At 61.1% G+C, this 19,635-nt stretch carries 24 protein-coding genes and 1 pseudogene; 13 read left to right on the top strand and 12 right to left on the bottom strand.

Annotation, left to right across the window (positions count from 1 at the left end):
- Positions 1-7: 7 nt before the first annotated feature.
- Positions 8-940, bottom strand: a complete 933-nt coding sequence (locus F3H98_RS27345; RefSeq protein WP_149763709.1) for a glutaminase — start codon at positions 938-940, stop codon at positions 8-10.
- A gap of 9 nt (positions 941-949) precedes the next feature.
- Entirely contained in the window at positions 950-2,098 is a 1,149-nt protein-coding gene (locus F3H98_RS27340; protein ID WP_149763707.1) for a pyridoxal phosphate-dependent aminotransferase, read from the bottom strand.
- A gap of 167 nt (positions 2,099-2,265) precedes the next feature.
- Here F3H98_RS27340 and F3H98_RS27335 point away from each other — a divergent pair, with 167 nt between their 5' ends.
- From F3H98_RS27335 to aat, 6 genes are all read left to right on the top strand, one after another.
- Positions 2,266-3,669: a M48 family metalloprotease gene (locus F3H98_RS27335; RefSeq protein ID WP_149763705.1), complete on the top strand. Its 1,404-nt coding sequence runs from the start codon at positions 2,266-2,268 to the stop codon at positions 3,667-3,669.
- Positions 3,670-3,725: 56 nt separating this feature from the next.
- On the top strand, positions 3,726-4,502 hold the full coding sequence (locus tag F3H98_RS27330; protein ID WP_149763703.1) for a DsbA family protein: 777 nt from the start codon (positions 3,726-3,728) through the stop codon (positions 4,500-4,502).
- A gap of 131 nt (positions 4,503-4,633) precedes the next feature.
- Entirely contained in the window at positions 4,634-5,068 is a 435-nt protein-coding gene (gene aroQ, locus F3H98_RS27325; protein WP_149763701.1) for a type II 3-dehydroquinate dehydratase, read from the top strand.
- 32 nt (positions 5,069-5,100) lie between these two features.
- A complete protein-coding gene (gene accB / locus F3H98_RS27320; protein ID WP_149763699.1) occupies positions 5,101-5,577 on the top strand; it encodes an acetyl-CoA carboxylase biotin carboxyl carrier protein in 477 nt (158 codons plus the stop codon).
- Positions 5,578-5,597: 20 nt separating this feature from the next.
- Complete coding sequence (gene accC / locus F3H98_RS27315; RefSeq protein ID WP_149763697.1) at positions 5,598-6,941, top strand: acetyl-CoA carboxylase biotin carboxylase subunit; 1,344 nt, start codon at positions 5,598-5,600, stop codon at positions 6,939-6,941.
- An 18-nt stretch (positions 6,942-6,959) separates the two neighbouring features.
- Positions 6,960-7,571 (top strand): leucyl/phenylalanyl-tRNA--protein transferase, encoded by a 612-nt coding sequence (gene aat / locus F3H98_RS27310; RefSeq protein WP_149763695.1) that lies wholly within the window; start codon positions 6,960-6,962, stop codon positions 7,569-7,571.
- A gap of 3 nt (positions 7,572-7,574) precedes the next feature.
- Here aat and F3H98_RS27305 read toward each other — a convergent pair whose 3' ends face one another.
- The 3 genes from F3H98_RS27305 to F3H98_RS27295 form a co-directional block, all read right to left on the bottom strand.
- Positions 7,575-7,943: a hypothetical protein gene (locus tag F3H98_RS27305; protein WP_149763692.1), complete on the bottom strand. Its 369-nt coding sequence runs from the start codon at positions 7,941-7,943 to the stop codon at positions 7,575-7,577.
- A gap of 59 nt (positions 7,944-8,002) precedes the next feature.
- A complete protein-coding gene (locus tag F3H98_RS27300) occupies positions 8,003-8,446 on the bottom strand; it encodes a DUF2155 domain-containing protein (RefSeq protein ID WP_149763738.1) in 444 nt (147 codons plus the stop codon).
- Between the two features lie 254 nt (positions 8,447-8,700).
- Positions 8,701-9,096 (bottom strand): NADH:ubiquinone oxidoreductase subunit NDUFA12, encoded by a 396-nt coding sequence (locus tag F3H98_RS27295; RefSeq protein WP_149763690.1) that lies wholly within the window; start codon positions 9,094-9,096, stop codon positions 8,701-8,703.
- 1 nt (position 9,097) lies between these two features.
- On the opposite strand from F3H98_RS27295, the gene F3H98_RS27290 reads away from it, so the two are divergent.
- Positions 9,098-9,742 carry a hypothetical protein gene (locus F3H98_RS27290; protein WP_244621932.1) on the top strand — a complete coding sequence of 215 codons (645 nt, stop codon included), beginning with the start codon at positions 9,098-9,100 and terminating at the stop codon, positions 9,740-9,742.
- On the opposite strand, the gene F3H98_RS27285 is transcribed toward F3H98_RS27290, so the two are convergent.
- Positions 9,720-10,199 (bottom strand): GNAT family N-acetyltransferase, encoded by a 480-nt coding sequence (locus F3H98_RS27285; protein WP_244621931.1) that lies wholly within the window; start codon positions 10,197-10,199, stop codon positions 9,720-9,722. The two genes, F3H98_RS27290 and F3H98_RS27285, sit on opposite strands and share 23 nt — an antisense overlap.
- 57 nt (positions 10,200-10,256) lie before the next feature.
- Between F3H98_RS27285 and F3H98_RS27280 the strand changes: the two genes are divergently transcribed.
- Positions 10,257-11,096, top strand: a complete 840-nt coding sequence (locus tag F3H98_RS27280; RefSeq protein WP_244621930.1) for a methyltransferase family protein — start codon at positions 10,257-10,259, stop codon at positions 11,094-11,096.
- Positions 11,097-11,105: 9 nt separating this feature from the next.
- Here the strand turns inward: F3H98_RS27280 and F3H98_RS27275 are convergent, their stop codons facing one another.
- From F3H98_RS27275 to F3H98_RS27260, 4 genes are all read right to left on the bottom strand, one after another.
- Positions 11,106-11,597: a GNAT family N-acetyltransferase gene (locus tag F3H98_RS27275; RefSeq protein WP_149763688.1), complete on the bottom strand. Its 492-nt coding sequence runs from the start codon at positions 11,595-11,597 to the stop codon at positions 11,106-11,108.
- Positions 11,598-11,601: 4 nt separating this feature from the next.
- Complete coding sequence (gatB, locus tag F3H98_RS27270; RefSeq protein WP_149763686.1) at positions 11,602-13,104, bottom strand: Asp-tRNA(Asn)/Glu-tRNA(Gln) amidotransferase subunit GatB; 1,503 nt, start codon at positions 13,102-13,104, stop codon at positions 11,602-11,604.
- Positions 13,105-13,483: 379 nt separating this feature from the next.
- Positions 13,484-13,915 (bottom strand): CBS domain-containing protein, encoded by a 432-nt coding sequence (locus F3H98_RS27265; protein WP_149763684.1) that lies wholly within the window; start codon positions 13,913-13,915, stop codon positions 13,484-13,486.
- 132 nt (positions 13,916-14,047) lie between these two features.
- Positions 14,048-14,800 (bottom strand): rhomboid family intramembrane serine protease, encoded by a 753-nt coding sequence (locus F3H98_RS27260; RefSeq protein WP_149763729.1) that lies wholly within the window; start codon positions 14,798-14,800, stop codon positions 14,048-14,050.
- Between the two features lie 365 nt (positions 14,801-15,165).
- On the opposite strand from F3H98_RS27260, the gene F3H98_RS27255 reads away from it, so the two are divergent.
- From F3H98_RS27255 to F3H98_RS27240, 4 genes are all read left to right on the top strand, one after another.
- Positions 15,166-15,804: a PAS domain-containing protein gene (locus tag F3H98_RS27255; RefSeq protein WP_149763682.1), complete on the top strand. Its 639-nt coding sequence runs from the start codon at positions 15,166-15,168 to the stop codon at positions 15,802-15,804.
- A 110-nt stretch (positions 15,805-15,914) separates the two neighbouring features.
- Positions 15,915-16,532: a PilZ domain-containing protein gene (locus F3H98_RS27250; RefSeq protein WP_149763727.1), complete on the top strand. Its 618-nt coding sequence runs from the start codon at positions 15,915-15,917 to the stop codon at positions 16,530-16,532.
- Positions 16,533-16,919: 387 nt separating this feature from the next.
- On the top strand, positions 16,920-17,522 hold the full coding sequence (locus tag F3H98_RS27245; RefSeq protein ID WP_149763680.1) for a transglutaminase-like cysteine peptidase: 603 nt from the start codon (positions 16,920-16,922) through the stop codon (positions 17,520-17,522).
- Positions 17,523-17,970: 448 nt separating this feature from the next.
- Entirely contained in the window at positions 17,971-18,705 is a 735-nt protein-coding gene (locus F3H98_RS27240) for a hypothetical protein (RefSeq protein WP_149763678.1), read from the top strand.
- Positions 18,706-18,827: 122 nt separating this feature from the next.
- Here the strand turns inward: F3H98_RS27240 and F3H98_RS27235 are convergent.
- Both F3H98_RS27235 and F3H98_RS31370 read right to left on the bottom strand, forming a co-directional pair.
- Positions 18,828-19,081: pseudogene (locus F3H98_RS27235) on the bottom strand (GlsB/YeaQ/YmgE family stress response membrane protein).
- Position 19,082: 1 nt separating this feature from the next.
- A complete protein-coding gene (locus F3H98_RS31370) occupies positions 19,083-19,229 on the bottom strand; it encodes a hypothetical protein (RefSeq protein WP_188130597.1) in 147 nt (48 codons plus the stop codon).
- Positions 19,230-19,472: 243 nt separating this feature from the next.
- Between F3H98_RS31370 and F3H98_RS27230 the strand changes: the two genes are divergently transcribed.
- The coding region (locus tag F3H98_RS27230; protein ID WP_149760831.1) for a transposase at positions 19,473-19,635 on the top strand (163 nt) is incomplete at its 3' end.

Below are 19,635 nucleotides of genomic sequence, written 5' to 3'. Positions count from 1 at the left end.
CCAGTTCCTATCGTGGCGCGAAGATCGACCAGTTCATCGCTTTCGCCAGCATTTCCAGCGCAATCGAGCCAAGTTGCGAATTGCCGTTGGCGTTGAGGCCTGGCGACCAGACAGCCATCGAGCCGACGCCAGGCACGATGCCCAGTATGCCGCCGCCGACGCCGCTCTTGCCGGGAATTCCGACCTTGAAGGCGAACTCGCCGGAGCCGTCGTAGTGGCCGCAGGTCAGCATCAGCGATGCGATGCGCCGCGCGCGTTCAGCCGAGACCACCGAATGCCCGGTCTCCGGATGGCGGCCATCATTGGCGAGGAAGCGTCCGGCCATCGCAAGCTGCCGGCAGCTCATCGCGATGGCGCACTGGTGGAAATAGACACCCAACGACAGTTCCGGCGGATGGCGTAGATTGCCAAACGACTTCATGTAATTGGCAAGCGCGAAATTGCGAAAGCCGGTGGCCTGCTCGGAGGCGGCGACCGCGTGGTCGATCGCAATGGTGTCGTCATCGGCCAGAAAGCGGACGAAGCGCACGATTTCGCCGATCGTTTCGCGCGGACGATGCCCGGCCAGCATGATATCGGAAATGACGATGGCGCCGGCATTGATGAACGGATTGCGCGGAATGCCGTTCTCGTGCTCGAGCTGGACGATCGAGTTGAACGGATTGCCGGAAGGCTCGCGGCCCACCCGCTTCCACAACGCGTCTCCCACCTCGCCCAGAGCCAGCGTCAGCGTGAAAACCTTGGAAATGCTCTGGATCGAAAACGCCTCGTCGGCATCGCCAGCCACCAGCACGCTGCCGTCGTTGGTGGCGACCGCGATGCCGAACTTCTGCGGATCGATCTTGCCGAGCTGCGGAATGTAGGTGGCGACGTTGCCGCGGTCGGTGCGCGCCGCCATTTCGGCGGCGATATCGGCCAGCGCCTTTTCGAGTTCAGCCATCGTCCCCGCCTATTTCAGCCAGCGCTCGATGCGCGCCATCGCCTCGACCATCTCGTCGTGGCTGCCGGCATAGGAAAAGCGCATGGTTCTATGTCCCGCAAGCGGGTCGAAATCGCGCCCCGGCGTTGCCGCCACATGCGCCTTGGCCAGCATTTTTCGGGCAAAAGCCATGCTGTCATTGGTGTGCCGGGTGACATCGCAGAAGGCGTAGAAAGCGCCATCCATAGGCGCGGCCAGCGGAAAGCCGAGCTCAGGCAGGCGTTTCATCAGGAGTTCGCGATTCCAGGCATAGCGTGCCTTCACCGCCTCCAGCTCCTGCGTTGCGTGAAAGGCCTCAGTCGCCGCGATCTGCGACAGTTCCGGCGCTGATATGTAGAGGCTTTGCGCAATGCGCTCGACCTGCCGCACAAGGGGTTCGGGCAGCACCATCCAGCCGACGCGCCAACCGGTCATGCAGTAGTATTTCGAAAAAGAGTTGATCACCGTGACGCCGCTGCCATAGGCGAGTGCCGTGGCGTCCGGCGCGTCATAGGCGAGCCGGTGGTAGATTTCGTCCGAAATCACCCCGATGCCGAGCTTTTCGGCGGTTTCGACGATGAGCTTCAATTCCTCAGCGGGAACCACCGCGCCAGTCGGATTGGCGGGGCTGGCGAAAAGCACGCCCTTGAGCGGTTTTTCGGCATGTGCGGCCTCGATGTGGCCGGCATGCAGGTAGGCGTCTCCACCAAGCTCGATCTCGACCACCTCGATGCCCAGCGCCGTCATGATGTTGCGATAGGCGGGATAGCCGGGAGCCGCGATAGCGACGCGGTCGCCCGGGTCGAACATCGCCAGGAAGGCCAGGTTGAAGGCTGCCGAAGAGCCGGTCGTCACCGCGATCCGGCCGGGTGCGATCTCCAGCCCGTAGTGGTCGGCGTAGTGGTCGGCGATCGCCTTGCGCAGGGATGCCAGTCCCAATGCGTCGGTGTAGCCGATCCGGCCATTTTTCAGCGCGTTCGCAGCCACCTCCAGCACGCGTGTGGGCGCCGGGTCGGACGGCTGGCCGACCGCCATGGAGATCACCGGCACGCCCTGCGCTTTTAGCCTGTTCGCTTCCGCCAGAATGTCCATCGCGTGGAACGGCTCGACGTCGCCGCGGCGCGAAAGCGAAACAACCATGGAGGGCCCTTTCCGTTCTTCTCCGCCGGGCATATTTGCGGCGGGCGCGGCGCTCAATGCGCTGCGGCGCCGCACAAATGCCCGAATGATGTGGGGATCACAAGTTCATGATCCCTCGCAAGCTGCCTTTTCATTGGCGCCGTGCTCATCTACGAGTGATTCCCACCATGCCGACCAGATCGATTCTGTCCGCGACGTTTGCGATTGTGCTGCGCTCGGCCGTTGCCGTCGCGGTGGCGACGCCTGTGCTGACCGCCGCGCCGACGGTCGCGTCCGCTCAAGGCAGCGTGCCGATCGTGCGCGATGCCGAGATCGAAGCGCTGGTGCGCGACTACGCACGCCCGATCCTGGGTGCTGCCGGGCTGAGCAAGTCCAACATCGATATCATCCTGGTCAACGACCGCCGCTTCAACGCCTTCGTCGCCGGCCGCCGCATCTTCATCAACACCGGCGCGCTGCTGATGGCGGAAACGCCCAACGAAATCATCGGCGTGCTGGCGCACGAGGCCGGCCACATCGCCGGCGGCCACCAGGAACGGCTGCGCGAACAGCTCGAGCGCGCACAGACCATGGCCATCGTGGCTGGCCTCCTTGGCCTTGGCGCGGTCGTCGCGGGCGCTGCCTCGAACTCGGGCGAAGTGGCGCAGGCCGGCGCCGGCATCGCGGCCGGCGGCGGTGAATTCGCCCGGCGTGGCCTGCTCGGCTACCAGCGCACCGAGGAAATCACCGCCGACCGCTCGGCCATCACCTACCTGAACGCCACGCACCAGTCGGCCAAGGGCATGCTGAAGACCTTTGGGCGCTTCCAGAGCGCGCTGTCGCTCTCCGGCACCAAGATCGATCCCTACCAGATCAGCCATCCGGTGCCGCGCGAACGTATCGCCAACCTGGAGACGCTGGCGCAGGCCAGCCCCTACTTCAACACCCAGGATTCGCCGACGCTGCAGGAGCGACACGATCTGATGCGGGCCAAGATCGCCGTCTTCACGCAGGGAGCGGAAGGCGCCTCGCGGCTGTTCCGCAAGCAGCGCGGCGGCCTGGCAGCCACCTATGCCGAAGCGATCTCGGCTTACCAGTACGGCAATCCGCGCACCGCGGTCGCCAAGGCCGACGCGCTGATCAAGGAGCGGCCGAAAAACCCCTATTTCCAGGAGTTGCGTGCCGACTCGCTGATGAAGGCGAACCGGCCGGCAGAAGCCGCCCAGGCCTATGAGCGCGCCATGAAGCTCGATCCGGTCAAGTCGAGCATGCTGCAGGTCGGCTACGGCCAGGCGCTGTTGGCGACGGGCAAGCCGGAACTTGTCCGCAAGGCGGTCGACGTGTTGCAGCAAGGCCTTGAGCGCGACAAGCAGAACGTGTCCGGCTACCAGTATCTCGCACAGGCCTATGGCCGGCTTGGCGACGAGGCGTCCGCCGAGCTTGCCCTGGCCGAGGGCCATTATTACAGTGGCAACTATCAGGATGCGAAAATCTTTGCTGCGCGCTCGCAGATGAAGTTCAAGCGCGGCAGCCCCGGCTGGGTCCGGGCGCAGGACATCATAAATTACCGGACCGGCAAGAAAAAGAAGTGACCTTTGGGGCACGCGCGGATCGCAGCCCACCGGCACGGGTTTTGGAGATCAGGACGATGAAGAAGTCAATTTTGCTCGGCACGGCCGGCGCTGTCGCCATTTTGGCAGTCGGCCTGTTCGCCGGACGGCCCGCTCCTGCGCTTGCCCAGGAAACGCCGATGGACCGCAAGCAGGTCGAGACGATCGTGCGCGACTATCTCCTGGCCAATCCCGAACTGCTGCTCGAAGTCCAGGAGGCCCTGGAGGCCAAGCAGAAGGAAGCGCAGCGCCTCGCCTCCCTTGGCGTCATCAAGGAAGCCAAGGCAGAGATCTTCAATTCTGAGTTCGACGGCGTCGTCGGCAACCCGGACGGCAAGGTCACCATCGTCGAGTTCTACGACTACAATTGCGGCTACTGCAAACGCGCCATCGAGGACATGCACGCGCTGATCAAGGCCGATCCGGACCTGCGTTTCGTGCTGAAGGAATTCCCGATTCTGGGACCGGATTCGCAGAAAGCCCACACCGTTTCGATGGCTTTCCGCAAAATGATGCCGGAAAAATATCGCGAATTCCACGACCAGCTGCTCGGCGGCCAGGGCCGTGCCGGCGAAGCCAGCGCCATCAAGATCGCGCTGGCGCTCGGCGCCGACGAGAAGAAGCTGCGCGAGGAAATGCAGGACCCCGCCATCGCCGAGGCCTTCGCCAGTACCTACGAACTCGCCAACAAGCTCGCCATCACCGGCACCCCGTCCTACGTGGTCGGCAACGAGGTGGTGTTTGGCGCGCTTGGCCAGGAAGTGCTCGCCGAAAAAATCAGTGCGGCGAAGAATTGCGGCGAGGCCACCTGCTGATTTCCAATTTTTCGGCTTGAAACACCGCCTGTGGACAGCGAAAGAAGCCTCTTGCGCTCTTTCCGCAGCGGATTATGCCAATTATAGAAGTTCCGTCGCGCCGGGATAGCCCCGGCGTCGAAAGGTGCATATTGAAAACGGTCTTCATTCTCAACGGTCCCAACCTCAATACGCTGGGCAAGCGCGAGCCAGACATCTATGGCGGCATGACGCTTGCTTCGATCGAAGAGGATTGCAAGGCGGCTGGCGCCGAACTGGGGCTCGCCATCGATTTCCGTCAGTCGAACCACGAGGGCGTTCTCGTCGACTGGATCCAGGAAGCCGGCGACAAGGCGGCGGGCATCGCGATCAATGCCGGCGCCTACACCCACACGTCGATCGCCATTCATGACGCCATCCGGTCGATCCAGCCGGTTCCGGTCGTCGAAGTGCATCTTTCCAATATTCACGCGCGCGAAACCTTTCGCCATTTATCCAGGATCGCCCCGGTTTCTGTTGGGATGATCTGCGGCTTCGGCCCGCTCGGATATGTCCTGGCGTTGAGGGCGCTGGCCGCCCGGTTTTGACCGGGCTTGAAAAAACACAAGGACTGCCTCGTATGTCGATTAAAAAAACCGGTGTTGACCAGCAGCTGATCCGCGATCTGGCGGGCATCCTGAACGATACCAACCTGACCGAGATCGAGGTCGAGCAGGGCGACCTCAGGGTGCGGGTATCCAGGCAGTCGGCGGCGGTCCATACGGTAGCCGCACCGGTTGCCCCGGTCTTCCCCGGCCAGACCAACGCCGCGCCCGCTCAGCCGGCCGCTGCTGCGGTGGCTGCTGCCCCCGCCGATCCATCCAAGAATGCCGTACCCTCGCCGATGGTAGGCACCGCCTATGCGGCGCCCTCGCCGGACGCCAAGGCCTTCATCGAGGTCGGCCAGCAGGTGCGCGAAGGCCAGACCTTGCTCATCATCGAAGCCATGAAGACGATGAACCAGATCCCCTCGCCGCGCGCCGGAACCGTCACCGCGATCCTGTTCGAGGATGGTCAGCCCGTCGAATACGGCGAGCCGCTGGTCGTCATCGAGTAGAGCGGGATCGGGCGCCGAAAATGTTCCAGAAGATCCTGATCGCCAATCGCGGCGAAATCGCCCTCCGGGTGCTGCGCGCCGCCAAGGAGTTGGGCATCCAGACGGTGGTCGTCCATTCGACCGCCGATGCCGACGCCATGCATGTCAGGCTGGCCGACGAAAGCGTCTGCATCGGTCCGCCGCCGTCGCGTGACAGCTATTTGAACATTCATCAGATCGTAGCCGCCTGTGAGATCACCGGCGCCGACGCCGTGCATCCCGGTTACGGCTTCCTGTCGGAAAACGCCAAGTTCGCCGACATCCTGGCTGCCCACAACATCACCTTCATCGGTCCTTCGGCCGACCACATCCGCATCATGGGCGACAAGATCGAGGCCAAGCGCACGGCCAAGCGCCTGGGTATTCCGGTCGTTCCGGGCTCCGATGGCGCCGTCACCGATGAACGCGAGGCCAAGCGCATCGCCGCCGAAATCGGCTATCCCGTCATCATCAAGGCTTCCGCCGGCGGTGGTGGCCGCGGCATGAAGGTGGCGCGCAGCGAGCAGGATCTGGAGATCGCGCTCGCCACCGCGCGCTCCGAAGCGGGTGCGGCCTTCGGCGACGACGCCGTCTACATCGAGAAATATCTGGAAAAGCCGCGCCACATCGAGGTGCAGATCGTCGGCGACGGCGCCGGCAAGGCAATCCATCTCGGCGAACGCGACTGCTCACTGCAGCGCCGCCACCAGAAGGTTTGGGAAGAGGCCAACTCGCCTGCCCTCAACGCCGAAGAGCGCGACAGGATCGGCACCACCTGCTCCAAGGCGATCGCCGACCTCGGCTATTCGGGTGCCGGCACCATCGAATTCCTCTACGAGAACGGCGAGTTCTATTTCATCGAGATGAACACCCGCCTGCAGGTGGAGCATCCGGTCACGGAAGCGATCACCGGCATCGATCTCGTGCACGAACAGATCCGCGTCGCTTCGGGCGGCGGCCTTTCGGTGAGCCAGCAAGACATCCGCTTCCAGGGCCACGCCATCGAATGCCGCATCAACGCCGAAGACCCGCGCACCTTCACGCCATCGCCGGGCACCATCACGCATTTTCACACGCCGGGCGGCCTCGGCATCCGCGTCGATAGCGGCGTCTATTCCGGCTACAAGATCCCGCCCTACTATGACAGCCTGATCGGCAAGCTCATCGTGCACGGCCGCAACCGGGTGGAATGCATGATGCGGCTGCGCCGGGCGCTCGACGAATTCGTCGTCGACGGCATCAAGACGACGCTGCCGCTGTTTCGCGACCTCGTCGGCAACTCCGACATCGCCAATGGCGACTACGACATCCATTGGCTGGAGAAGCATCTGGCGGAGACCGAATAGAGCGGTATTTGTGGTGTGATGACCCGTCCCTACGCTCCCGGTTATCGCATTCCGCCAGAACTCCTGCTGAAGGCCTATGCGTCCGGCGTGTTTCCGATGGCGGAAAGCGCCGACGACCCGGAAGTATTCTGGGTACGGCCGGAAACCCGCGGCGTTATTCCGCTCGACGGGTTGCATGTGCCCAAAAGCCTGGTGAAAACCATCCGCCGGGGTCATTTCGAGATCCGCTTCGACCATGATTTCGCAGCCGTCATCGACGCGTGCGCGGAAGCCCGTGCGGAGCGCGAAAGCACCTGGATCAACGCACCGATCCGCGAGGCCTATATCGGCCTCCACATGCGCGGCAACTGCCACTCGGTGGAGGCCTGGCGGGAGGGCAGACTGGTCGGCGGGCTTTACGGTGTCTCGCTCGGGCGCGCCTTTTTCGGCGAAAGCATGTTTGCGCGCGAGCGCGACGCGTCCAAGGTGTGTTTGGTGCGGCTGGTCGAACACCTCAACGAACGCGGTTTCGTGCTGCTCGACACGCAGTTCACGACAGATCACCTGAAGCGGTTCGGAGCTGTCGACATGCCGCGCCGCAAATACGAAAAGCTGCTGGAAGACGCGCTGCAGGGTCAGGCCGAGTTTTAGCCCTTACCCTTGTGAACGCCGCTCCAGTGGTGCCTGCGCGTGGAACATCATCTTCCAGCCGTCGTCGCGCTTGACGTACCCGGTGCTGACCAGCGCTTTGTAAGGCTCGCCGTTTTCCCGCACGGCACTGGCTTCATAGCTGAGAAGCACGACGCCGTCGGTTGGCTCGACGATGCCCTTCAGTTCGATTTCCAGCTCTTTCCAGCGATTTGGTTTTTTGGCGGTCGCCGCGAGGTCCGCGTTGCTCATCACCCCGGCCATTTCGGTGAAGGCGACGAGGCAGTCTTTGTCGGCGTTCCTGCGGAAGAACTCTTCGCCGGCGATCCAGAACTCTTTTTCGAGAGCAAGCAGTTTGTCATGTGCCGCGGACATGTCGGCGCTCCTTCGAAGGTGAAGAAGCAAAACGCGGCCCGCCGAAGCGGGTTCCGAGCCTAATTGGTCTTTGGCGTTTCCGGCGGCGGCACGTCCGACTTCTGTTTGCAGGCCTTCAGCCACACATCGTAAACGGCGTGTTCGACCGCGTTGAGGCCGGGGCTTTCGGCAAACATCCAGCCGGTGAAAATACGCTGTATCTTCCGGTCGAGGGTGATTTCGTCGACTTCCACAAAGGAATCGGTCTTCGGCTCTTCTTCCTTCGGCCGCGAATAGCAGACCCGCGGCGTCACCTGCAGCGCGCCGAACTGCACCGTTTCGTCGATATAGACATCGAAGGTCGTGATGCGGCCGGTGATCTTGTCGATGCCGGAAAATTCGGCGATCGGATTCTTGATGCGCTGCACGGGAGCCGGCTTGGCCGGAGCGGTTTCTGTCGGAGCCGGCGCGTTCGGCGCTGGCTCGGCAGGCGCTGGCTCAGCCGGCGCAGGCTCACCCTCCATCGGCACATCGAGTGGCGGAAATTCGGGGTCGACCGATTCCTGCGCCTGAGCTGCCGCGAGCAAGAGCATCGAAGCCGCAGCCGCGCATGCCGTCAGACGGGCCGTATTTCTTGGTCGCCAGTCAAATGCCATCAGGAAATACCGGAAGTTGAGCCCGAATCAGATTTTTCGCTTGCCGGGCCTGTCGCCGCACCATGCACAAATCGGTTAAACGCGAATTGTGGCAACAAAAGACCTGCCACCCGTCGGCCGGCTCAATTGCCCGGCGTCCACGCGTCGTAATCGCCGGTAACGCGAGGCCTGTGCTCGTTGGTCAGCACCGACCCCTTCGGACGATAGGCGGCTGCCGAGCCCGTGAGATTGGGCTCATGCGGCTTCTGCCACTCGCGCGGCTTGTAGTTCTCCTTCACCGGCGGCGTGTCGACGCGATGATGCATCCAGCCGTGCCAGCCGGGCGGGATCATCGAGGCTTCCGAATAGCCGTTGTAGATGACCCAGCGGCGGGTGCGGCCTTCGGAATCCTTGCCGCCCTCGTAGTAGATGTTGCCGAATTCGTCGTGGCCGACTTCCGTGCCATAGCGCCAGGTATGGAAGCGGGTTCCGAGCGTCTGGCCGTTCCACCAGGTAAAAAACTGGGTCAGGAATTTCATCGTGTTTTACCTCGCGATGGCGCGGATTCTGGCTATCCGCCTTATGGCCGCCACTGCCCTTCATGGCAAGAGGCCGCCTGCCGGCTGCGGCAATTGGCAGGGCATGCGCCAGCACATAGTATCCGTTGCCGGCGTCAGCAGGAACCTCTCCATGGGAACGATGCAGATTTGGGAATTGCTCAGCAACATGGTGACCGTCATCGGCCTGCCGATGGCGATCTTCATCTTCTTCCACGAGCAGCGCAAACGACGCGAAACCGAAGAGGAAGAAATTTACCAGCTGCTTTCCGACGGTTACACGGATTTCCTCAAGCTTGTCCTGGACAATCCCGACCTGAAGCTTCAATCCAGCCATGCGACACCGAATCTGAGCGAAGACCAGCGTGAACGTATGCTCGCCATGCTCGGCATCCTGATCGCCCTCTTCGAACGCGCCTACGTCTTTGCCTATGAAGACCCCATGACGCCCCGCAAGGCCCGCCGCTGGCGTTCATGGGAGGACTTCATGCGCGAATGGTGCCGGCGTGAGGATTTCCGCGAGAACCTTCCGTTGCTGCTGCCCGGCGAAGATCCGGATTTCACCGTCTACATCGGCCGGATCGCGGCGGAAGAGGCCGCCCGCCTCAATCCAGGAGTTTCATCTTGAAGCCGGCATGGCTCTGCTTGAAGCCGAGCCGCCTGTAGAAGCGGTGTGCGTCGACACGGTCGTTGTTGGACATCAGCTGGATGGTTGCAGCGCCGGCGTCCCTGCCCCGTTCGATCGCATAACGCATCATCGCGGCGCCGATGCCGCGCCCGCGCATGTCCGCCCGCGTCTGCACCGCTCCGATCGTAAGGTTTAAGGAACCGCGCCCCGGCAATGAAGTTCCGAGCGTCGTCTGAAAGGTGCCGACGACGTCGCCGCCGAGTTCAACGACGTAGAGCGTATCGAACGGATTGGCGGCGATGCGGTCGAAAGCCGTGCGATAGGCAGGCAATGCCGCGGGTTCGGTCGTGTCGCCATGGCCGCCAATTTCATCGGCGGCAAAAATCGCAATCAACCCCGGCAGATCGCTGCGTTGGGCGAGCCTGATTGTTATGCCGGTTATGTCATGTCTGGCCACTGACCATTCCCCATCAATACCGCCCTCGTTAGCCGGTTCGGGGAATATTTTCGAGATATGATCATCACCGCCGCGGCAATTGATCGACCTGCGATAGCCGCAATTTCGGCCACAATGTCGGTTTTGCTGCCCGTTCCACTCTTGAGGACGTCCATGATCACCGATTCACTTGAACGGCAGGGAAGCTGGCTCTTCCGTTGGCGCAGCTACGTCCTTTTGGGTTTCGTACCGATAATCCTGCTGACGATCAGTCAGCCGGAACCGGTGGAAACATATTTCGGCCATTCAGCCGATGAATTTTACGAAGCATTCTGCATCGCAATCGCCTTTGCCGGCCTCGGCATCCGCGCTCTCACCGCTGGTTTCGTTCCCGGCGGTACGTCCGGGCGCAACACGCGCCGCCAGATAGCCGAATCCCTGAATACGACCGGCATGTATTCACTGACCCGCAACCCGCTTTATCTCGGCAATGCCGTGACGATCATGGGTGTGACAATGTTCACGCAGAGTCTCTCTCTGTCGCTCGTCATGTTTTTGTTTCTGATTGTTTATCTGGAGCGGATCATCGCGGCCGAGGAGCGATTCCTGACGGAAAAATTCGGCGAAACTTACCTCGCGTGGGCGAAAGAGGTTCCGGCATTCTTTCCGCGACTCTCCGGCTGGAAGCGTCCGGAACTGCCGTTTTCCTTCCGTACCGTGTTGAAACGGGAGCATTCGAGCATGCTCTCCATTCTCGCATCGCTTTTCGTGCTCGATCAGGGGCGCGAATATCTCACCGAGGCACAGCCAGGTTTTGATGGCGCGTGGATCGGGTTCCTGGCCGCCGGGTTCTTGGTCTATGCCGTCCTGGTCTGGATGAAGAAACGGACGCGATTGCTTCACGTCGATGGCCGCTGACGAAACACGTCAAATCAGCGGCATCTCGTAGATGAGCGCCGGAATGCCGGACTGGTCGGCCCCGCAATTCGCGGTGCGGTCGGTTTGGGCGAAACCGTGCGCTTGATAAAACGCGATCGCCTTGACGTTCTGCTCTTCGACTTCCAGCCGCATGCGCTTCGCGTCCGAAAAACTCTCGATGATTTCGTCAAGCAGCATGCCGCCGATGCCGCGTCCCTGCAGCGCCGGCAGCACATAAAGTTGCCTGAGCATCACCGTGTCGCCGCCGGCATCGGCCTCCGCATATGCCATGCCGCCGATCCGTTTGCCGTCATCGGCAACCAGGAACTCTGAATTCGGCCGCGTCAGCCGGCGGCGAAGCGATGCGATGGAATGCCAGCTGTCCGTGATTTCCGTGACTTTTTCGGTGCCGTAGATCGCGTCGTAGGTTGCGTGCCACGTCTCCACCAGCAGCGCCCGCACGGCCTCGATATCGCGTTCCGAGGCGGTGCGGACGAACATGGCGCTATTCCTCGATGCCGAGCTTGGCCTTGACCAGCTCGTTGACCGCCTGCGGGTTTGCCTTGCCGCCGGTCGCCTTCATCACCTGTCCGACGAACCAGCCGGCCATGGTCGGCTTGGCGCGCGCCTGCTCGGCCTTGTCCGGGTTGGCTGCAATTACCTCGTCGACCGCCTTTTCGATGGCGCCGGTGTCGGTGACCTGTTTCATGCCGCGGCTCTCGACCAGCTCGCGGGGGTCGCCGCCTTCGTTCCATACAATCTCGAACAGGTCCTTGGCGATCTTGCCGGAAATGGTGCCTTCCTTGATCAGGTCGATGATTGCGCCGATCTGATCCGGCGAAACCGTCGCATTTTCAATGTCTTTGCCGGCCTTGTTCAAAGCGCCCAGCAAGTCGTTGATAACCCAGTTCGCGGCGGTCTTGCCGTCGCGGCCGGCGGCGACCTTCTCGAAATAATCGGCGATGGCCTTTTCCGACACGAGGATCGACGCGTCATAGGCCGACAGGCCGAGCGCCTTGACCAGCCGGTCCTTCTTGGTGTCCGGCAGTTCCGGCAGATCCTTGGCCAGGGCATCGACATAGGCCTGGTCGAACTCCAGCGGCAACAGGTCCGGATCGGGGAAATAGCGGTAGTCGTGCGCTTCTTCCTTGGAGCGCATCGAACGGGTCTCGCCCTTGCCCGGGTCGAAAAGCCGGGTTTCCTGGACGATCTGGCCGCCGTCCTCGAGAATTGCGATCTGCCGCCGCGCCTCGTATTCGATGGCCTGGCCGACGAAACGGATCGAGTTGACGTTCTTGATCTCGCAGCGCGTGCCGAACTCGCCGCCCGGCTTGCGCACCGACACGTTGACGTCGGCGCGCATCGAGCCTTCGTCCATGTTGCCGTCGCAGGTGCCGAGATAACGCACGATGGTGCGCAGCTTGGTGAGATAGGCCTTGGCCTCGTCCGCCGAGCGCATGTCGGGTTTCGACACGATTTCCATCAGCGCAACGCCGGAGCGGTTCAGATCGACGAAAGACATGGTCGGATGCTGGTCGTGCATCGACTTGCCGGCGTCCTGCTCGAGGTGCAGCCGCTCGATGCCGACTTCGATGTCCTCGAACTCGCCCTTCGAGTCGGGGCCGACCGAAACCGTCACGACACCCTCGCCGACGATCGGCTGCTTGTACTGCGAGATCTGATAGCCCTGCGGCAGGTCGGGATAGAAATAGTTCTTCCGGTCAAACACCGATTTCAGGTTGATCTGCGCTTTCAGCCCGACGCCCGTGCGGATCGCCTGGCGCACGCATTCCTCGTTGATCACCGGCAGCATGCCGGGCATCGCCGCATCGACGAGGCTGACATTGGCGTTGGGCGCAGCACCAAACGAGGTCGAGGCGCCGGAAAACAGCTTTGCTTCCGAAGTCACCTGCGCATGCACTTCAAGGCCGATGATGACCTCCCAGTCGCCGGTGGCGCCGGGAATCAGGCGTTTCGCTTCGGGGATGCGGGTATCGATGATGGACATGGGCTAAGGATCTCTAGAGCATTTTTTGCAGCCAGGTGGAATCACCTGACGTCGCACAAATGCGGCCAAAACAACAGCTGGAGAGGAGTGCCCGTTACAACCTGGATGCATTCCGCTCTAGCGCGTCGAGAACATTGCGTTTTCGGCAACATTTGAGTGTCGGCCTTCGCTAGTGCAAACGGCCCGGAGAGGCAAGGGCGACAAAGCCCAAGCCAGCCAAACGCTCAACGACCGGCAATCGCGGACTATCGCGATCCGGCGATTTCCATCGTCACGGTTTGAGGATGGTCGAGTGATGCGTAGCCCGAGACGTGTGCACGTGACGCGCCAACGGCCGGTTCGGTCGCTGGCGCGGCAGATCTCGGGCCGATTGGGAAATTCAGGCCGTCGCGATATAGGCGCGTATTTCTTCGGCTTCGCGTTCCACATCCTCGATGCGCCGCTTCACCACGTCGCCGATCGAGATGATGCCGTCGAGCATGCCGCCGCGTTCGACCGGCAGGTGCCGGAAGCGTCCGGTTGTCATGATTTCCATGACCTCGTTGACCGTGTGGTACTCATTGCAGATTTTCACCTTGGCCGTCATCGCCTCGCGGACGGGATGGTCGAGCGCCGCAGCGCCATCCTTGGCTAAGGTGCGCACGATGTCGCGCTCGGACAGGATGCCGACGATCTTTCGGTCGCCATTGGTGATCACCAGCGCGCCAATTCGCTTTTCGGCAAGGATGCGGACCGCTTCGGAGAGTTTTTCGTTCGGCCCGAGCGTAACGACATCGTGGCCCTTGAGTTCAAGAATTGCCTTCACCGTCATGGTGGCCTCCTTCCTCTTCAGTCGGCGCCGGCCTCCCGGCCGGCGTCCTCGCCCGACTGCATCGTGCTCTCAGGCGCGGCCCTTTTCAAGTGTATGGAAAAGTCGGCAATCCGTATGGAGCGATAGTGATGTTCAGACGCGGTCCCACATGTCCGCGCTGCCCGCGCGACGCGACCGGTCGAACCAGTCGATACACAGGAACCCGGCCAGGAAGCCGCCGATATGCGCTTCCCAGGCGATCGTGTCACCGACGCCCGGCGCAAAGCCGATCAGTCCGGTCACCAGGTTGACCACCATCCAAACGCCGAGGAAGGTGACGGCCGTGCGGGAGCGAAACACCGCAAGGATCGGCATCGGCCAGCCGGCGAAGGCCGGCCTGCCGGAGCTGCGGTCGATCTGGAACCCGAAGCGCGCGGCCGCTCCCATCATTCCCGAAATGGCTCCCGATGCGCCGATCAGCGGCGACGGATCTTCCATATGCAGGACATAATGCAGCAATGCCGCGCAGATTCCGGTGAACGCCCAGAACAGCAGAAATCGCACGACGCCAAGCCGGTTTGCCAATGGCGACCCGAACGCCGCGAGCCAGATCATATTGACCACCAGATGCACGGCTGAACCATGCAGGAAGGCATAGGTGATCGGACTGGTGAACTGGGAAATATCAAAACCGAAGCGCCCGGAATAAAAGACCGGAACGAAAGCCAAGTTGACCAGCACCGCCAGATCCTGGCCGGCGCTGAGCACATAGACCCGCAGCAGGTGAATCAGCACGCAGAGCGCAATCAGCGCCACCACCACCGCAGGAAGATTGAAGATCGGCTCGCGGCGCGCCGCTTCTGGTTCAAGCGCCTCGGGGCGGCCTCTGGTCACTGGCTCGCTCATCTCGCGCGAATCTCCGGGTATCTGCTCATCGGGCCTATTTAGGGGTAACGCGCCGAATCGGCAAAAAAGAAGGCCGCCCAAGGTTTCCCTTGAACGGCCCGGTCGAGCCCCCATGCTCCCCTGAAATCGCTGTCCGAAGTTGAGCCGCAGGTCAGAAACGGCTCCTTCGTGGAGTGATTCTCAAGTACCGCAAGCCCGCCGGGAGGACAACGTAAACCATCTGTTAACCTTAACGGTCCCGACCCGTGAACAACGGTTAACGCCGCTGGCATGCAACCTGCTCCGAACTGCATGTAGGTCAACGGAGGGCGCCCTTCTGTTCACCAATGGGACACTTGATGGCGGGACGCGCGGAGCAGATTAGCATGAAACAGGACGGATCGATCGCATTGTTCCATTATTGGAACAGGCTGCGCGATGGACGGGCCGCACCCAAGCGGACCGAAATCGAACCCGCCGACATCAAGACCCTGCTCGCCGACACGTTCATCCTCGAAAAGGACACGCGTGGCGAAGCCATCTTCCGGCTCGCCGGTACCCGGCTCTGCGCCGTCTACGGGCGCGAACTCAAGGGATTTACATTTGCCTCGCTGTGGAGCGAAAAGGATCAGCGCCTGATCAGCCGCCTCGCCCAGGGCGCTTTCACCTCAAAATCCGTTGTCGTGATCACCTTCGACGGCATCAGCCGCAACGGCCGCGAAAATGCTTTCGAATTGCTGCTGCTGCCGCTCGACGGCGGCGTGGAAAGCCCGCGCTGCCTGGGCGTCGTGTCGGCAAGCACCAAACCCTACTGGCTGGGCGCGGATCCGATCATCGAAGCCCGTATCGATTCGGTGCGTGTCGTCGATCCCGACCGCGAACCGACATTCCTCAAGAACCGGCCAGCCGTCTCGGTTCCCACGCTCGCGCCGAGTGCTGCGGCCCTTTCCAGCGGCGAGCCCGGACTGGCGCACGGCCGCCGCATCCGCCATCTCGTCATTTTCGACGGCGGGCGCGACGAATAGCCTGAATTTCCTCAATTTTTAAGCTGCTGGCTTACCGCTTATTAACCTGAATTCCCGTATTTTTCAGGTGCGTCCCTTCGCATGGCGAAGGACATGGGGGTGTTGTCGTGATGCAGCCTGCTGCGGTCGATCTGCCGTCGTCCAGAGTGGAAAGGCGGAATTTTCAACGCGTACGCGTGAAGATCTACGGCCGCTTCATGCTGGAGGACCGCTCGGAACACTCGTGCCAGGTCGTGGACATGTCCCCCGGCAACGTTGCGCTGCTCGCCGACCGTATCGGCGAACCCGGCGAAAAGGTCATCGCCTACATCGACCATATCGGCCGCATCGAGGGCGTCGTGACCCGCACCATGGTTGACGGTTTCGCCATGACGGTGATCGCGTCCGACCGCAAGAAGGACAAGCTCGCCGCGCAGCTGACGTGGCTGGCCAACAAACACGAACTCGACTTGCCGGAAGACCGCCGGCACGAACGCGTCGCGCCGCGCAACGCGTCGAGCGTGCTGGTGCTGACCGACGGGCGTCAATACTCCTGCCGCATCATCGACCTGTCCCTTTCGGGCGCGGCGGTCGAAATCGACGTCAAGCCGGCATTGGGCGTCCAGGTGACGCTCGGCACCATGCGCGGGCAGGTCGTGCGACATTTCGAGGACGGCATCGCCCTCGAATTCGCGGTCATACAGCGGCCCGAAACGCTCGAAACCGAATTCAGCGCAAAACGCGCCTGACGCCGCCTGCACCTTCCCGATGCGTTCCCCACGCCTTTGAGGGCGCGCACTTGAGCATGCCCCTCGGCTTCTTGGTCGCAATCGAGGGAATGAACGCCCGGCCGTAGCCGGCTTCCCCTGCTCCCGCCAATCCGCGCATCGACTGCTCCGCGGACGCCTCGCGCCGGCCAGGCGTGGCAGGCCACTCCCCTTTGCTCAATCCGCATCCGCCCGCATCTGCAAAATCGGTATGGTTAACAGGTCGCGGCCATTTTCCTGAAAATTTTATACTTATTTGAATTGAGTTTTATTCTTATTCTCTTCTGTTTCTATTCAATATCTACTTCCCGGTTTTGCGTCAAATAAATCCGCATCTGTCATTGTCTCCTCGACTGGGGAGACATCGCAATGACAAAAACAAAAGTTGGATTGCTGCTTGCAGCTCTGGGATTTTCGCTCGTTTCGCTCGCCGGCGCGGCCCATGCCAACCCGGCCATGATCACCGGAAAGCGCACCACGCAGCCGATCGGCCACTATCAGCTTTGCCAGACCGAGCCGCAGGAATGTGCCCAGCGCACCTCGACTGCGCGCCCCACGCAGCTCACCCGCAAGCTGTGGGAGACGATGATCAACATCAACAATTCGGTCAACACCACCGTAGTGCCGCGCACCGACGAGGAAATGTGGGGCCAGGAAGAGGTCTGGTCGTTTCCCGAAGGTGTCGGCGACTGCGAGGACTATGTCCTGGAGAAGCGCCGCGAACTGATGGCGGTGGGCGTGCCTGCCGGCAGCCTGCTGATCACGGTCGTCCGTCAACCGAACGGCGATGGCCATGCGGTGCTTACCGTGCGCACCAGCAACGGCGACTACATCCTCGACAATCTGGAGCCGCGCATCCTCGCCTGGCAGGACACCGACTACACCTACCTCAAGCGCCAGTCGGAGCGGAATTCCGGCGCTTGGGTGTCGATCAACGATGGCCGCGCGGTGGCGGTCGGCTCGGTCAAGTAATTGGCCAGCGCGAATACCCGGTCGAGTCCCCACCCTCCCCGTCCCCAACGACCGGGTTAGGAGCCGGCCCTGTCCCCGGGCCGGCTCCACTTTTGATCCAGAGCTTACATATATTTTATCTCAAACGTTTATGGCCGCGCGCATGTCGCAGACTAGCAAGGAGCCGTCACCGGAACTTCGCTGTGGAACCACCAACGAGCGTAAGCAGTTGAAGTCATTCTATAAAAAATAAGGCGATCTAGACGCCAATTAGAGCCCCATACAGGGGCTATATTTCTAGGTCCAATCGTACAAACCGCCCTTGCGAACGCTTTACTGAGTCATTTGTGGGAGAGACTTTGTTCCAATCATCGATCAATGAACGTTCTGCCAAGGTTAGGCGTATGCATAGCAAGCAATTTTTAGTAGAATGTAATGGGTCGGAAGATACTTGCTAGGGGAAGAGGGTATGGGCTTCCTGAGACTTCTTTCAAGGCACTGGATCGGCTTCCTGCTTTTAGGCCTAGCCGTGGTAATGCTTAGCGTATTCCAGCCGGTGGTGTTCACGAAAGGAACCCTGACCTTTACGAAGTTTCCGGAGGATTGCTGTGGAGCCAGTGCAAGAAATCCACTCAGTACATTGCCGGAACTTCCATTTCAGACGACACCACTTTTAACCGCTAATTATATCTATAACATTGTCGATGAAATGTGGCGCGACCAACCCGTCGATATTGTTTTCAAAATCTCACCGACGATGCGTCCGCTTCCAATTCTCCACGATGTAGTTCCTGGGGAAAGAAACGAAGGCCTCATTCCAGTCAGTGCATTTGTTTCGGTCAAAATGAGGGGAGTTGGCGGAATAGATGTTACTCCGATTGATGATGTAAAAAAACAAGTATCTGACTATGATGAAACATCCTGGCAATGGAAAGTGACCCCAAAAACTACCGGTGTTAGTCTCCTCTACCTAGTTGTTTACTCGCATCTTGGCGATGCTGATGCACCACCCTACACGCTGAAGACTTATGAGGACGTTATCCTAGTGAGGGTTAGTGCATACCAGCGTGTAAAGGATGTTGCAGCTGAAATTGCCCCGATTTGGCTTTTCGTGGCTGGCGGCACGGGCATTCCCGCGATCCTTGCGGCATTTTATTGGTTTAGAGGTAAAAAACCTCCAGCCGAGGACCCGACTGAGGTGTGATACCTCAGCCGTGCGCGGGCGCTCAATTGCAATCTTTGAAATGCTGAGCAGCCCGAAGGGGACCTTCGGCGAAGATATGGCAAGCTTGCCTTTACCGGCTGCACGAGCGCTCGGCCGCCTTGTCAAGCCTGCTTCACCAGCCGGATGAGCACCAGCAAGATGACCGCGCCCAGCGTGGCGTGCACGATTGCCGCGAGAACGCCGCCGCCGAAGGCCAGCCCGATGCGCGGGAAAATGAAGCCGGCGATGAGGGCGCCGACGATACCGACCACGATGTTGCCGAGCAGGCCGAATCCAAACCCTTTGACGATCAGCCGGCCAGCCAGCCGGCGATGGCGCCGATGATCAGGAACACAAGCAGACTTTCAACGCCCATTCTACTTCTCCTCGATTGAAATACCGGTCTCGTCGATACGCAGCTCGACGCCCGAAGGTTTCCGCTCCTCGCGATAGACGTAGATCCCCAGCGCAACGACCGCGACCACGAGAGCGCCGATGATGAAATAGAGGTTGTTCCTGCTCATTCGCCGACCTAAGCAAACCGGTCACCGCGTGTCGAGCAGCGACGCGGGCCATCCACCGAAGCTTTTTGCTCTAGTGTCGTGATTTCGAAGTTCGCATGACTTCAATATCGCGCCCCGAGCGAACTTCGAAATCAAAACGACACTAGAAATTCAATAAGTTGCTAGGCTGTAGTGACGATTTAACGGCTTGGGATTCCCAAAGTTGCGCAAATCAGATTCAACGCTGGCTTTTGGAGGCTGGCGATGGACGGAGAGGTTTTGCGCGACGATCAGTGGGAGAAGGTGAAGTCGTTCGTTCCGGGCGGTCGCAAGGGCAAGCGCGGTCCACGCAGTGATGGACGACGCTTCTTCGACGCGCTCTTGTGGATGGCGCGTTCGGGTGCACGTTGGCGCGATCTGCCCGAAG

The organism is Neomesorhizobium albiziae (assembly GCF_900114255.1).
GTDB lineage: Bacteria > Pseudomonadota > Alphaproteobacteria > Rhizobiales > Rhizobiaceae > Neomesorhizobium > Neomesorhizobium albiziae.
The sequence above is the reverse complement of the archived record's forward strand: the minus strand, read 5'-3'. Positions and strand labels throughout refer to the sequence as shown.

What these genes read in the sequence shown, in the direction of transcription:
- F3H98_RS27280 (WP_244621930.1), top strand. Translation starts at nt 10,257, where the DNA reads ATGATCATCACCGCCGCGGCAATTGATCGACCTGCGATAGCCGCAATT.
- F3H98_RS27260 (WP_149763729.1), bottom strand. Translation starts at nt 14,800, where the DNA reads ATGAGCGAGCCAGTGACCAGAGGCCGCCCCGAGGCGCTTGAACCAGAA.
- F3H98_RS27240 (WP_149763678.1), top strand. Translation starts at nt 17,971, where the DNA reads ATGGGCTTCCTGAGACTTCTTTCAAGGCACTGGATCGGCTTCCTGCTT.
- F3H98_RS27245 (WP_149763680.1), top strand. Translation starts at nt 16,920, where the DNA reads ATGACAAAAACAAAAGTTGGATTGCTGCTTGCAGCTCTGGGATTTTCG.
- F3H98_RS27335 (WP_149763705.1), top strand. Translation starts at nt 2,266, where the DNA reads ATGCCGACCAGATCGATTCTGTCCGCGACGTTTGCGATTGTGCTGCGC.
- F3H98_RS27305 (WP_149763692.1), bottom strand. Translation starts at nt 7,943, where the DNA reads ATGTCCGCGGCACATGACAAACTGCTTGCTCTCGAAAAAGAGTTCTGG.
- F3H98_RS27300 (WP_149763738.1), bottom strand. Translation starts at nt 8,446, where the DNA reads ATGGAGGGTGAGCCTGCGCCGGCTGAGCCAGCGCCTGCCGAGCCAGCG.
- accC (WP_149763697.1), top strand. Translation starts at nt 5,598, where the DNA reads ATGTTCCAGAAGATCCTGATCGCCAATCGCGGCGAAATCGCCCTCCGG.
- accB (WP_149763699.1), top strand. Translation starts at nt 5,101, where the DNA reads ATGTCGATTAAAAAAACCGGTGTTGACCAGCAGCTGATCCGCGATCTG.
- aat (WP_149763695.1), top strand. Translation starts at nt 6,960, where the DNA reads ATGACCCGTCCCTACGCTCCCGGTTATCGCATTCCGCCAGAACTCCTG.
- F3H98_RS27255 (WP_149763682.1), top strand. Translation starts at nt 15,166, where the DNA reads ATGAAACAGGACGGATCGATCGCATTGTTCCATTATTGGAACAGGCTG.
- F3H98_RS27340 (WP_149763707.1), bottom strand. Translation starts at nt 2,098, where the DNA reads ATGGTTGTTTCGCTTTCGCGCCGCGGCGACGTCGAGCCGTTCCACGCG.
- F3H98_RS27330 (WP_149763703.1), top strand. Translation starts at nt 3,726, where the DNA reads ATGAAGAAGTCAATTTTGCTCGGCACGGCCGGCGCTGTCGCCATTTTG.
- F3H98_RS27275 (WP_149763688.1), bottom strand. Translation starts at nt 11,597, where the DNA reads ATGTTCGTCCGCACCGCCTCGGAACGCGATATCGAGGCCGTGCGGGCG.
- F3H98_RS27295 (WP_149763690.1), bottom strand. Translation starts at nt 9,096, where the DNA reads ATGAAATTCCTGACCCAGTTTTTTACCTGGTGGAACGGCCAGACGCTC.
- F3H98_RS27345 (WP_149763709.1), bottom strand. Translation starts at nt 940, where the DNA reads ATGGCTGAACTCGAAAAGGCGCTGGCCGATATCGCCGCCGAAATGGCG.
- F3H98_RS27265 (WP_149763684.1), bottom strand. Translation starts at nt 13,915, where the DNA reads ATGACGGTGAAGGCAATTCTTGAACTCAAGGGCCACGATGTCGTTACG.
- F3H98_RS27250 (WP_149763727.1), top strand. Translation starts at nt 15,915, where the DNA reads ATGCAGCCTGCTGCGGTCGATCTGCCGTCGTCCAGAGTGGAAAGGCGG.
- gatB (WP_149763686.1), bottom strand. Translation starts at nt 13,104, where the DNA reads ATGTCCATCATCGATACCCGCATCCCCGAAGCGAAACGCCTGATTCCC.
- F3H98_RS31370 (WP_188130597.1), bottom strand. Translation starts at nt 19,229, where the DNA reads ATGAGCAGGAACAACCTCTATTTCATCATCGGCGCTCTCGTGGTCGCG.